Source organism: Streptomyces coelicoflavus, from assembly GCF_045041415.1.
Classification (GTDB): domain Bacteria; phylum Actinomycetota; class Actinomycetes; order Streptomycetales; family Streptomycetaceae; genus Streptomyces; species Streptomyces coelicoflavus.
Genome location: NZ_CP108218.1, coordinates 5175816 through 5187823 on the forward strand (window position 1 = coordinate 5175816; position 12008 = coordinate 5187823).

The window sequence follows — 12008 nt, forward strand, 5'->3', positions numbered from 1 at the left end:
CGCACCGGGGCTGACGCGTGTCGGCCCGCCGTGCGAGACTGCCCCGGTTGCGGATGTGAACAGGGTGGCGTGAGCCGGTCAGGGGGAGCAGCGGGATGAGCAAGCGGCAGACGCAGAAGATGCTGGAGCTGATGGCGAGCGGGGAGCCGGTCCAGCTCACCAGCCGGATGTCCTCGGTGAAGAAGCTCGCCACGCTCGCCTTCGTCGCCCAGCAGTTCGGGTACGAGTACGCCGACGTCCGCCAGAGCGGCGGGAACAACACCGCGCTCACCATGCTGCTCGTCCCCGACCCGAGCCCGCAGGCCCGCACCCGGGCCGCGCAGAACTGGGCGCAGTACCCGAACGCCGGTGACGGCGTGTCGCTGCCGCCGCTCGTGCCGGACGCCTTCGAACTCCTCAAGGCGCGCATCAACTTCGATCGCACCGGCAAGAACGCCCAGAAGAACATGGGCTACGGCGCGCTCGGCGGCACCGTCGCATGCGTGGTCATCGCCTTGCGCGAGGGCGGCTCGTCCGACGACTTCCTCCTCTCCGGGATCATCTGGGTGGTCCTCATGGCGGCCCTCGGCGTCGGCTTCCTCGTCACCCGCAAGCGCAACGCCAAGTTCGCGGCCCGGTTGCAGGCCGCCGGGTTCGTGCCGATGGCCGACGAGACGGGACGGGTGCGGTACCTGCCGCCGGGTGGTCAACTGCCGGGGCACGGCAACCCGTTCGGCGCCGCGCCCGGCGGCTACGGACAGCCGGCCCCCGGCCAGTACGCCGCCCAGCCGCCGCAGCAGCAGCCGTACGGCGGGCCGCAGCACGGCGGGCAGCCGTACGTGCCGCAGCAGGGCGGGCAGCCGTACGTGCCGCAGCAGGCTCCGCAGGCCCAGCAGCCCTACGCGCCCCCGCAGGCCCAGCAGCCCTACCCGCCGCAGCAGGCCCCGCAGCCGTACGCCCAGCCGCCGCAGCAGCAGCCGTACGCGCCCCCGCAGCCGCAGGGGCAGCCGCCCTACCCGCCGCAGCCCTACCCGCAGCAGGGCTACCCGCAGCAGAACCCGCACTGGCAGCCCCAGCCGCCGCAGGGCTGACCGCGATCTCTCACCGCGGGGCCGTGCCGGGTGAGAGCGACGTTCCCTCCCGGTCATCCACAGCCCCACCGGCGCGAAACGCGTCCTGCCTAGCGTCGGGTTCCACCGAGCTGTGGAGCACCGTGGAGGCGCGATGAAAGCCCGTGGCGGACGCTGGATCGAGCACTGGGATCCCGAGGACGAGACCTTCTGGCGGGAGACGGGGGAGCGGACCGCCCGGCGGAACCTGTTCTTCTCCGTCCTCTCCGAGCACATCGGGTTCTCCGTGTGGACGATGTGGTCCGTGCTGGTGCTCTTCATGGGCCCCGAGTACGGGCTGACACCGGCCGACAAGTTCCTGCTGACGTCCGTGGTGACGCTCGTCGGGGCCGTGGTGCGGGTGCCGTACACCTTCGCCGTCGCCGTCTTCGGCGGGCGGAACTGGACGATCGTCTCCGCCGGTCTGCTGCTCGTGCCGACCGTCGCGGCCTTCGCCGTCATGGAACCGGGGACGTCCTTCTCGACCTTCCTGCTGGCCGGACTCCTGGCCGGCATCGGCGGCGGCAACTTCGCCTCCTCCATGACCAACATCAACGCGTTCTTCCCGCTGAGGAAGAAGGGCTGGGCGCTCGGGCTCAACGCCGGCGGCGGCAACATCGGCGTGCCGGTCATCCAGCTGGCGGCGCTCGCGATCATCGGGGCGGGCGGCGGGCCCCGGGTCCTGCTCGGCATCTACGTCCCGCTGGTCCTGGTGGCCGCGGTGCTCGCCGCGGGCTTCATGGACAACCTCGCCTCCGTGCGGAACGACACCGGGGCCGCCAAGGAGGCCGCGCGGGACGCTCACACCTGGATCATGTCGGTGCTGTACATCGGCACCTTCGGCTCGTTCATCGGCTACAGCTTCGCCTTCGGGCAGGTGTTGCAGAGCCAGTTCGGACGGAGCCCGCTCCAGGCGGCGTACCTGACCTTCATCGGGCCGCTGCTGGGCTCGCTGGTCCGTCCGCTGGGCGGCAGGCTCGCCGACCGGTACGGCGGGGCGCGGATCACCCTGTGGAACTTCGTCGCCATGGCCGCCGCCACCGCCGTACTCGTCACGGCCAGCGCGTCGGGGTCGCTCGCGCTGTTCGTGGCCGTGTTCGTGGTGCTGTTCGTGCTCAGCGGCCTGGGCAACGGGTCGGCGTTCAAGATGATCCCCGGGATCTTCCGGAACAAGGCGCTGGGCAAGGGGCTGGAGGGGGAGGCCGCGGTGGCGTACGGGCGGCGGCTCTCCGGGGCCTCCATGGGGCTGATCGGCGCGGTGGGCGCGCTCGGCGGCGTCGCCGTCAACCTCGCCTTCCGGCAGTCCTTCCTCTCCTCCGGCTCCGGCACCGGCGCGTTCGTCGCCTTCCTCGCCTTCTACGCCGTGTGCCTCGCCCTCACGTGGGCGGTGTACCTTCGCCGTCCGGTCGTACGGACGCCGGACGGCGGCGCGGGGCCGGAACGGGTGAAGGCCGGGCTCAGCCGTGCCGAGGTGTGACGTAACACTGGTGACATGAGGCGGAACCGAGCCCGTCACGCGGCGTTGGCAGGCTCGGTCGCCACGTGACTGTGCACGTGACTGTGCACGTGGGTGTGAACGGAACGGAGCGCGGCGAGCGATGGACGACGTGGGCGACGTGGGGGACGTGGACGGCAAGGGCGAGGACGTGCGGCGGACCGGGCACGGCCCGCTGGCCGGGTTCACCGTGGGCGTGACCGCCGCCCGCCGGGCCGACGAACTGGGCGCGCTGCTCCAGCGGCGCGGAGCCGACGTGTTGCACGCGCCCGCGCTGCGGATCGTGCCGCTCGCCGACGACAGCGAGCTGATGGCCGCCACCAAGGACATCGTCGGCCGGGCACCGGACGTCGTAGTCGCCACCACCGCCATCGGGTTCCGGGGCTGGATCGAGGCCGCCGACGGCTGGGGGCTCGGCGACGCCCTGCTGGAGCGGCTGGGCACGGTGGAGCTGCTGGCGCGCGGGCCCAAGGTCAAGGGCGCGGTCCGGGCCGCGGGACTGACGGAGCGGTGGTCACCGGCGTCGGAGTCCATGGCCGAGGTCCTCGACCGGCTCCTGGAGGAGGGCGTGGCGGGCCGCCGGATCGCCGTACAGCTGCACGGTGAGCCGCTGCCGGGGTTCGTGGAGGCGCTGCGGGAGGGCGGCGCCGAGGTGCTGGGGGTGCCCGTGTACCGGTGGCTGCCGCCGGAGGACCTCGGCCCCGTGGACCGGCTGCTGGACGCCGCGGTGTCGCGGGGCGTGGACGCCGTGACGTTCACCAGCGCGCCCGCCGCGGTGTCCCTGCTGGGCCGGGCCGGGGAGCGGGGCATGCTGCCGGAGCTGCTCGCCGCGTTCGGGCACGACGTGCTGCCCGCCTGTGTCGGACCGGTCACCGCGGTGCCGCTCCAGGCGCACGGCGTCGACACGGTCCAGCCCGAGCGCTTCCGGCTCGGTCCCCTCGTCCAGCTGCTGTGCCAGGAGCTGCCGGCCCGCGCCCGTGCGCTGCCGGTCGCCGGGCACCGGCTGGAGATCCGCGGCCACGCGGTGCTCGTCGACGCGGAGCTCCGGGCCGTGCCGCCCGCCGGCATGTCGCTGCTGCGCGCCCTCGCCCGGCGGCCGGGCTGGGTCGTCCCCCGCGCGGAGCTGCTGCGCGCCCTGCCGGGCACCGGCCGCGACGAACACGCCGTCGAGACGGCCATGGCCCGTCTGCGCACCTCCCTCGGCACCCCGAAGCTGATCCAGACGGTCGTGAAACGCGGCTACCGCCTCGCCCTGGACCCGGCGACGGACGCCAAGTACACCGACGGGTGACGCGGCGCGTGCTTCCCGCGGCGTGCGGTGCCGGGGGACGGGCGGTGGGACGGCTGGTGCCGGGTCGGTGATGCGGAGGTCGGCCCGCCGTAAGCGCCGGGCGCCCGGCGCCGGACCGCAAGCACGCGGCTCCCGGCACCGTGCGGTGTTGCCGCGGTGCCGGCCCCGGGCGGTTCCCCGCTCGCGGCACCTTCTCCGCCCGCCGCGCGGCTCCGTACGCCGGGCCGCACGGAGCCGGGCGCTCACCGGCGGGCGGCCGGAGCCCCGGGCGAGCCGGTGGGTGGTCGTCCCGGGCGGCGCCCACGGCCAGTGACGCTGCCCCCGAACTGCGGGGCTGCCGGAGTGGAGGACTGCGGGGGTGCCGGACTGCGGGGGTGCCGGAGTGCGGGGCTGTGGGGCTGCCGGTCTGCCGGGTCTCCCGGCCATCGACGCTGCCGTTGGGCCGTTGGGCTGCCGCCCCTGGGTCTCTCGTCCAGCGACGTTGCCCTTGGCCTCCGGCCGGGGGCCCTGCCGCTGGGCCGCCGGGCCTCGCGCCCCCGGTCGGCGATGCTGCCTCGGGTTGCCGGGCCCCGGCCGCCCTCGGGTCTCTCGTCCAGCGACGCTGCCCTCGACCCCCGGACAGCGACCCTGCCGCCGGGCCGCCGGGTCTCGGACCCCGGCCCCGGTGCTCAGTGGCCGGGGTCGTGAGGTGTGCCGTGTGACGCCGTAGCGCGGTGGGGTGGCACCGGTGCCGGGCGGGGCGGCCGGTGTCGGGTCGCCAGGCCCGCTGCCAGGCAGGCCGTCGCCGCCGTCGACAGGGCCGCACGTACGACGTTCCAGGCCACCCACGGGTCCTCGAACCGTTCGCGCAGCGCCGCCGGATCGCCGGGGCGGGCCAGGGCGTCGTTGAGGGGGACGTTGCCGGCCACCGTGACGAGGAAGGCGAGTGCGTACGCCGCCGCGCCGGCCCAGATCCACCAGCGGCCCGGCCGGCCGCGCGACTGCCACCCCGCGAGGCCCGCGAGGACCAACGCGCCCATGAAGCCCAGCAGGAACACCGGGTTCTCGATCACGTCGTTGACGTCGCGCATCACGTCCACGTACACGCGGTCGTCGCTGCGTGCCAGCGCCGGCATCACGGCGCAGGCGAAGACGTAGAAGGTCCCGGCCATCAGGCCCGCGGCGACCGTGGCCGCGACCAGCACTCCACCGGCGGTGCGGGACCGCCGTTCCCCGTTGGTGTTCGTCATGCGTCCAGTCAACCGGCGGCCCGGCGTGCCCGACATGGCCCGGACGCGCGGGCGCATGCGCGAGCGTCCACGCGGGGGCGGTACGAGGGGTTCCGGGCGCGCGGGCGGGCAGGCACTGTAGAGGGAGCGGTTCCCCTGCTCCCCTCTCCGGCCCGCCCCACACGGGCAATCCAAGGCGGTGACAGGAACATGGCACTGGGTACGGCCACCGACCCGTACGAGCTGCGGTTCGACACCGGGCGGATCTGCCTGGACCTCGTCGCCACCACCCACCCCGTGGAACGCCTCGGTTCCCTGGACGCGCTGCGCGCCTGGATCACCGGCTCCGGACTCGTCCCGCCCGGCACCCCGCTGGCCCACGCCGACCTCACCTGGCTGACCGACTTCCGCGAACTGCGCGGCGAGACCGCGAGGTTGGTGCGCGCCCGGCCGGCACCCCCGACCCCCGCCCAGGCCCTCGCGCTCGCCCGCGTCAACGAACTCGCCCTCGCCGCACCCCCCGCGCCCCGCGCGGTGCCCGGAGAGGACGGCACCCTGGTACGGGAGCTGACCGGGCCGCCACGGTGCGCGGCGCTGCTCGGCGCCCTCGCCCGGGACGCGGTGGAACTGCTCACCGACCCGGTCGCGCGGGCGAGCCTCAGACAGTGCGCGGGCGACAACTGCCCCATCGTGTACGTCGACACCTCCCGGGGCCGCCGCCGGCGCTGGTGCTCCAGCGAGATCTGCGGCAACCGCGAGCGCGTCGCCCGGCACCGGCGCCGCGCCGCCCTGGCCCGGTAAGTACCCGTAGGTCCGCCCGCGCCCCGTTCGTCACACCGCCTTCGGGAAATCTCTCATCTCGTTTTGAACACGCCGCACTTCGCGTCCGTACCGAATGGGCGAGCGACCGACTGGGGGAACCCCCGGACATCGGAGGTGGGCGTGCGCAAGGATTCCGTCGTGGCCAATGAACGTGGTGCGAGGGCCCGACATCGCATGTCGTCGCAGTCGTCCTCGGAACCCGACGAGGAGCTGATGCGCGCGCTGTACCGCGAGCACGCCGGCCCCTTGCTGGCCTACGTGCTGCGGCTGGTCGCGGGGGACCGCCAGCGCGCCGAGGACGTCGTCCAGGAGACGCTCATCCGTGCCTGGAAGAACGCCGGTCAGCTCAACCGGGCGACCGGATCGGTACGCCCCTGGCTGGTGACGGTCGCCCGGCGCATCGTCATCGACGGCCACCGCAGCCGGCAGGCCCGGCCGCAGGAGGTCGATCCGTCGCCGCTGGAGGTCATCCCCGCGGAGGACGAGATCGACAAGGCGCTGTGGCTGATGACGCTGTCGGACGCGCTCGACGACCTGACCCCGGCCCACCGGGAGGTCCTCGTCGAGACGTACTTCAAAGGGCGTACCGTCAATGAGGCGGCGCAGACACTGGGCATACCCAGCGGCACCGTTCGCTCCCGGGTGTTCTACGCCCTGCGTTCGATGAAGCTGGCTCTGGAGGAGCGGGGGGTGACGGCGTGATGAGCGGGTACGGGGGAGCTCAGGGATTCGGCGGGGGATTCGGCCCGGGGGATACGGGTAATTCTGTCCCCATGCAGGGATCACCGGCGCCGAACGAGCACGAGACCGTCGGCGCCTACGCCCTCGGAATCCTCGACGACGCGGAGGCGACCGCCTTCGAGGCGCACCTCGCCACCTGCGAGTGGTGCGCCCAGCAGCTCGACGAGCTGGCCGGCATGGAGCCGATGATGGCGGCGCTGGCCGACCTGCCCGGCACCGGTACGCCCGCGATCGCCGAGTCGCTCACCGCGAAGCCCGGCGCGCGGCTCTCGGAGAAGCTCGTCGACGAGGTCGCCGAACGCCGCGCGAGCAAGCGCCGCCGCAACTTCTACCTGGTGGGCACCGCCGCCGCGCTGATCATCGGCGGCCCGTTCGCCGCCGTGGCGACCACCGGCGGCGGGGGCGGCGGTGACGACGGCGGCGGCCGCAAAACCGAGGCGACGCAGCAGGCCGCGAGCCCCGCCGAGTCCGCCTTCGCCGCCATGCCGGACCGGGTCACCGCCACCGACCCGGGCACGCAGGTCAGCGCGACCGTGGCGCTGGAGAAGAAGGCCTGGGGCACCGAGACGGTCCTGGAGCTGAAGAACCTCAAGGGCCCCCAGAAGTGCTCCCTGATCGCCGTCGGCAAGAACGGCGAGCGGGAGACGCTCACCTCCTGGACGGTCCCCGACTGGGGGTACGGCATCCCGGGCGCCACCACCGAGAAGGCCAAGAAGCCGCTCTACGTGCACGGCGGCGCCGCCTTCGAGCCCAACCAGATCTCCCACTTCGAGGTCATGACCTTCGACGGCAAGCGGCTCGTGGAGGTCGACGCGTAGCGCGGGCCGCAGGCGCGCCGTAGCTTCCCGGGCCCCCTTCGCGTATTTTTGACGGCTGCCCAGCACGTCAGAAGGGGGCCCGGTGGCCGCACAGGCTCAACAGGATTCAGCGGTCGACTCGGAGCACGATCCCGTACGACCCGTACGAGGGGACTCCGCGCGGGAGGACTCCACACGCGAGGACTCCGTGCGCGACCGAGAGATCGACGTGGAACAGGCGCACCTCGACCGGGTGTACCGACGCCTCGAGGAGAAGATCCACGAGGCGGAGTTCCTCATGCACGACGCCGCCCAGCGCGGCCACGTCGGCACGCCCGGCGCCCTCGCCGAGCGCGACGCGCAGGTCTTCCGGGCCGGCATCCACCTCAACCGCCTGAACAACGAGTTCGAGGACTTCCTGTTCGGCCGCGTCGACCTGCTCCTCGGCAAGGACGGCAAGAAGGGCCCGGACGGCGCGTACACGGCGGTCGAGCCCGCCGAGGACGCCCTCGGGCCCGACGGCACCGCCGACATCGCCGAGACCCTCCACATCGGCCGCATCGGCGTCCTGGACGAGGACTACGCCCCGCTGGTCATCGACTGGCGGGCGCCCGCCGCCGCCCCCTTCTACCGGTCCACGCCGGTCGACCCGGGCCGGGTCGTACGCCGCCGGGTGATCCGCTCCAAGGGGCGGCGCGTCCTGGGCGTCGAGGACGACCTGATGCGGCCCGAGGTCAAGGCCCGCCTGAACGGCGAGGAACTGGCCGTCGTCGGCGACGGCGCCCTGATGGCCGCCCTCGGCCAGGCCCGCACCCACTCCATGCGGGACATCGTGGCCTCCATCCAGGCCGAGCAGGACCAGGTGATCCGCGCCCCCGCCGCCTCCGTGACCTACGTCGAGGGCGGTCCCGGCACCGGCAAGACCGCCGTCGCCCTGCACCGCGCGGCGTACCTGCTCTACCAGGACCGGCGCCGGTACGCGGGCGGCATCCTGATCGTCTCGCCGACGCCGCTGCTCGTGGCGTACACCGAGGGCGTGCTGCCCTCCCTGGGCGAGGAGGGGCAGGTCGCGATCCGCGCGATCGGCTCACTGGCCGACGACGCGGCGGGCGCGGAGGCCACGCTGTACGACTCCCCGGCCACCGCCCGGGCCAAGGGCTCCTCCCGCATGCTCCGGGTGCTGCGCAGGGCCGCGCGCGGGGCGCTGGAACCGGCCGACTCGCCGTCCCTGCTCAGGGTCGTCGCCTTCGGCCGCCGCCTCGAACTGGAGGCCGGGGAACTGGCCGGCATCCGCCGCACCGTCCTCGGCGGCACCGCGCCCGTCAACCTGCTGCGCCCCCGCGCCCGCCGGCTGCTCCTGGACGCCCTGTGGCAGAAGTCGGGCGCCGGGGCCCGGCACTCCGACCCCGAGCTGGCCGCCGAGCTGCGCTCCTCCTTCGACGAGGACGTCAGCTCCGAGGACTCCTTCCTCGCCTTCCTCGACGCCTGGTGGCCCGAGCTGACCCCGGGCGCCGTGCTGGCGGCCATGGCGGACGAGCGGCGCCTCGGCCGCTGGGCCCGGCGGGTGCTGAACCCGGGCGAGGTCCGCAAGGTGGCCCGGTCACTGCGGCGCGAGGGCCACTCCGTGCACGACATCGCCCTGCTCGACGAGCTCCAGGCGATCGTCGGCACCCAGGCCCGCCCCCGCAAGCGGCGCGAGCAGGACCCGCTGGACCAGCTCACCGGGCTCGAGGAGCTGATGCCGCAGCGCGAGGAGACCCAGTGGGAGCGCGCCGAGCGCCTCGCCCAGGAGCGCACCGAGTACGCGCACGTCATCGTCGACGAGGCGCAGGACCTCACGCCCATGCAGTGGCGGATGGTGGGCCGCCGCGGTCGGCACGCCACCTGGACCGTCGTCGGCGACCCGGCCCAGTCCTCCTGGTCCGACCCCGACGAGGCGGCCGCCGCCCGGGACGAGGCCCTGGGCACCCGCCCGCGCCGCCGCTTCGAGCTGACCGTGAACTACCGCAACCCGGCCGAGATCGCCGAGCTGGCGGCGAAGGTCCTCGCCCTCGCCATGCCCGGCTCGCGGTCCCCGTCGGCCGTCCGCTCGACCGGCGTGCGGCCGCGCTTCGCGGTGGTGGACGAGTCCCTCGCGCAGTCGGTCCGCGCGGAGGCGGCCCGGCTGCTCGGCCTCGTCGACGGCACCGTCGGCGTCGTGGTCGCCATGAACCGGCGGGAGGAGGCCCGGCGCTGGCTGGCCGGGCTCGGCGACCGCGTGGTCGCGCTGGGCAGCCTGGAGGCCAAGGGCCTGGAGTACGACGCCACGGTCGTCGTCTCCCCGGCCGAGATCGCCGACGAGTCGCCGGCCGGCCTGCGGGTGCTGTACGTCGCCCTGACCCGGGCCACGCAGCAGCTGACGGTGGTCTCCTGCGAGCGGGACGAGCCGGACGCCTCGGGGGTGCCGGACCTGCTGCGCGACTGACGGGGCGGGTCCGCCCACGCGAGAGGCCCGCGCCGTCGGACGGCGCGGGCCTCTCGCTCTTCGCTTTCTTCGTCTAGGTGGCACCGACCCGCCATGCTCGCCTCGCGGCAAGTGGTCGCTCGTAGCGACGATGGTTGGGCCCGGGGGCTTGGATCGAGCCGGTGCCACATCCAAGGTAACAAACGATCCCCGCAAGACAATTCCCGTCCCGCGGGTTCCTTCGGCGACCGGAACGCGTCCCCTCCGCGTCTTGCGGTGCCCTCTTCCCCCGACGGGCTACTTCTCGTATGGTGGAAGTCGTTTTCCGAAACCGGCGCGAACAAAAAGTTCGCAATCCGGGGCGGCTACCGCGTACTCGGTGGTAGGTGCGACGATCGGACGGCACAACCCAGTTACACGGTGAAAGCAGAGGAAGTCGGCCATGGCAACGGCGCCCAGCGTCTCCTACTCGATGACGGTCCGACTGGAGGTGCCCGCGGGCGGAACCGCCGTCTCGCAGCTCACCACCGCGGTGGAGTCCGCCGGCGGCTCGGTCACCGGCCTCGACGTCACGGCCTCCGGCCACGACAAGCTCCGCATCGACGTCACGATCGCGGCCGGCTCGACCTCGCACGCCGACGAGATCGTGGAGCAGCTGCGCGGCATCGAGGGCGTCAGTCTGGGCAAGGTCTCCGACCGTACCTTCCTCATGCACCTCGGCGGCAAGATCGAGATGGCGTCCAAGCACCCCATCCGCAACCGCGACGACCTCTCCATGGTCTACACGCCCGGCGTGGCCCGCGTCTGCATGGCGATCGCCGAGAACCCCGAGGACGCCCGCCGCCTCACCATCAAGCGCAACTCGGTTGCGGTCGTGACGGACGGCTCCGCCGTCCTCGGCCTCGGCAACATCGGCCCGAAGGCCGCGCTGCCGGTGATGGAGGGCAAGGCGGCCCTGTTCAAGCGGTTCGCGGGCATCGACGCCTGGCCGCTCTGCCTGGACACCCAGGACACCGACGCGATCGTCGAGATCGTCAAGGCCATCGCCCCGGGCTTCGCCGGCATCAACCTCGAGGACATCTCCGCCCCCCGCTGCTTCGAGATCGAGGCCCGGCTGCGCGAGGCCCTCGACATCCCCGTCTTCCACGACGACCAGCACGGCACCGCCATCGTCGTCCTCGCCGCCCTGACCAACGCCCTGCGCGTGGTGGACAAGCCGATCGAGAACGTACGGGTCGTCATGTCCGGGGCCGGCGCCGCCGGTACGGCCATCCTGAAGCTGCTGCTGGCCGCGGGCGTCAAGAACGCCGTCGTCGCCGACATCCACGGCGTCGTGCACGCGGGCCGCGCCGACCTGGTCGACGCCGCCCCGGAGTCCGCGCTGCGCTGGATCGCCGACAACACCAACCCCGAGGGCCTCACCGGCACCCTCAAGGAGGCCGTGCACGGCGCCGACGTCTTCATCGGCGTCTCCGCCCCCAACGTCCTCGACGGCGCGGACGTGGCGGCCATGGCCGAGGGCGCGATCGTGTTCGCGCTCGCGAACCCCGACCCCGAGGTCGACCCGGCGGTCGCCCGGGAGACGGCCGCGGTCGTCGCCACCGGCCGCTCCGACTTCCCGAACCAGATCAACAACGTGCTGGTCTTCCCCGGTGTGTTCCGCGGCCTGCTGGACGCCCAGTCCCGCACCGTCAACACCGAGATGATGCTGGCCGCCGCGCACGCCCTCGCGGACGTGGTCGGCGAGGACGAGCTCAACCCGAACTACGTCATCCCCAGCGTCTTCAACGACAAGGTCGCCGGTGCCGTCGCGGGCGCCGTGCGGGACGCGGCGAAGGCCGCCGGAGTGGTGGCGTAGGTTCCCCCGGCCGGGGAAGGCGGCCTGTGGCGTGGTGGTGAGGATCACCACGGCGGGCCGCCGCTCCGGCGCGTCGCGGGATGTCGGGCCTCGGATCGCCCTCTAGGGTTGCGCAAGGCTCAGGCCCTCTCGGCGTGTGACTCCCAAGGGTGTTCTCACGACCTCCTGGGGGTGCCGGATTGGCTTTACCGCCGCAGGTGGAGGCAGGATGCCTCCCTGGGCGCGAGGGCCTGACGACCGACCCGGGTCCGGGGAATGTCAGAGG

The 12008-nt window shown here is 73.5% G+C and carries 9 protein-coding genes; 8 read left to right on the forward strand and 1 reads right to left on the reverse strand.

Going from position 1 to position 12008, the window contains the following annotated elements; translation table 11 throughout:
* Positions 1-95: 95 nt before the first annotated feature.
* From OHA99_RS23030 to OHA99_RS23040, 3 genes are all read left to right on the forward strand, one after another.
* Positions 96-1070, forward strand: coding sequence for a hypothetical protein (locus OHA99_RS23030; protein WP_405697584.1), 975 nt, complete (start codon positions 96-98; stop codon positions 1068-1070).
* Positions 1071-1203: 133 nt separating this feature from the next.
* The gene (locus OHA99_RS23035; protein WP_405697587.1) at positions 1204-2565 is read left to right on the forward strand and encodes a nitrate/nitrite transporter; all 1362 of its coding nucleotides are present in this window, start codon (positions 1204-1206) and stop codon (positions 2563-2565) included.
* 121 nt (positions 2566-2686) lie between these two features.
* A complete protein-coding gene (locus OHA99_RS23040) occupies positions 2687-3874 on the forward strand; it encodes a uroporphyrinogen-III synthase (RefSeq protein ID WP_165685844.1) in 1188 nt (395 codons plus the stop codon).
* 668 nt (positions 3875-4542) lie between these two features.
* Here the strand turns inward: OHA99_RS23040 and OHA99_RS23045 are convergent.
* Entirely contained in the window at positions 4543-5103 is a 561-nt protein-coding gene (locus OHA99_RS23045) for a DUF1772 domain-containing protein (RefSeq protein WP_153179611.1), read from the reverse strand.
* 189 nt (positions 5104-5292) lie between these two features.
* Here OHA99_RS23045 and OHA99_RS23050 point away from each other — a divergent pair, with 189 nt between their 5' ends.
* The 5 genes from OHA99_RS23050 (at position 5293) to OHA99_RS23070 (ending at position 11743) form a co-directional block, all read left to right on the forward strand.
* Positions 5293-5883 (forward strand): CGNR zinc finger domain-containing protein, encoded by a 591-nt coding sequence (locus OHA99_RS23050; RefSeq protein WP_405697592.1) that lies wholly within the window; start codon positions 5293-5295, stop codon positions 5881-5883.
* A 135-nt stretch (positions 5884-6018) separates the two neighbouring features.
* Positions 6019-6606: a sigma-70 family RNA polymerase sigma factor gene (locus OHA99_RS23055; RefSeq protein ID WP_153179613.1), complete on the forward strand. Its 588-nt coding sequence runs from the start codon at positions 6019-6021 to the stop codon at positions 6604-6606.
* A 71-nt stretch (positions 6607-6677) separates the two neighbouring features.
* Positions 6678-7463 (forward strand): anti-sigma U factor RsuA, encoded by a 786-nt coding sequence (rsuA, locus tag OHA99_RS23060; protein ID WP_153179614.1) that lies wholly within the window; start codon positions 6678-6680, stop codon positions 7461-7463.
* Between the two features lie 82 nt (positions 7464-7545).
* Positions 7546-9906: a HelD family protein gene (locus tag OHA99_RS23065; RefSeq protein WP_405697595.1), complete on the forward strand. Its 2361-nt coding sequence runs from the start codon at positions 7546-7548 to the stop codon at positions 9904-9906.
* Positions 9907-10327: 421 nt separating this feature from the next.
* Complete coding sequence (locus tag OHA99_RS23070; RefSeq protein ID WP_153179615.1) at positions 10328-11743, forward strand: NAD-dependent malic enzyme; 1416 nt, start codon at positions 10328-10330, stop codon at positions 11741-11743.
* The last annotated feature ends 265 nt before the right edge of the window (positions 11744-12008 follow it).

What these genes read in the sequence shown, in the direction of transcription:
- OHA99_RS23050 (WP_405697592.1), top strand. Translation starts at nt 5,293, where the DNA reads ATGGCACTGGGTACGGCCACCGACCCGTACGAGCTGCGGTTCGACACC.
- OHA99_RS23040 (WP_165685844.1), top strand. Translation starts at nt 2,687, where the DNA reads ATGGACGACGTGGGCGACGTGGGGGACGTGGACGGCAAGGGCGAGGAC.
- OHA99_RS23045 (WP_153179611.1), bottom strand. Translation starts at nt 5,103, where the DNA reads ATGACGAACACCAACGGGGAACGGCGGTCCCGCACCGCCGGTGGAGTG.
- rsuA (WP_153179614.1), top strand. Translation starts at nt 6,678, where the DNA reads ATGCAGGGATCACCGGCGCCGAACGAGCACGAGACCGTCGGCGCCTAC.
- OHA99_RS23070 (WP_153179615.1), top strand. Translation starts at nt 10,328, where the DNA reads ATGGCAACGGCGCCCAGCGTCTCCTACTCGATGACGGTCCGACTGGAG.
- OHA99_RS23035 (WP_405697587.1), top strand. Translation starts at nt 1,204, where the DNA reads ATGAAAGCCCGTGGCGGACGCTGGATCGAGCACTGGGATCCCGAGGAC.
- OHA99_RS23030 (WP_405697584.1), top strand. Translation starts at nt 96, where the DNA reads ATGAGCAAGCGGCAGACGCAGAAGATGCTGGAGCTGATGGCGAGCGGG.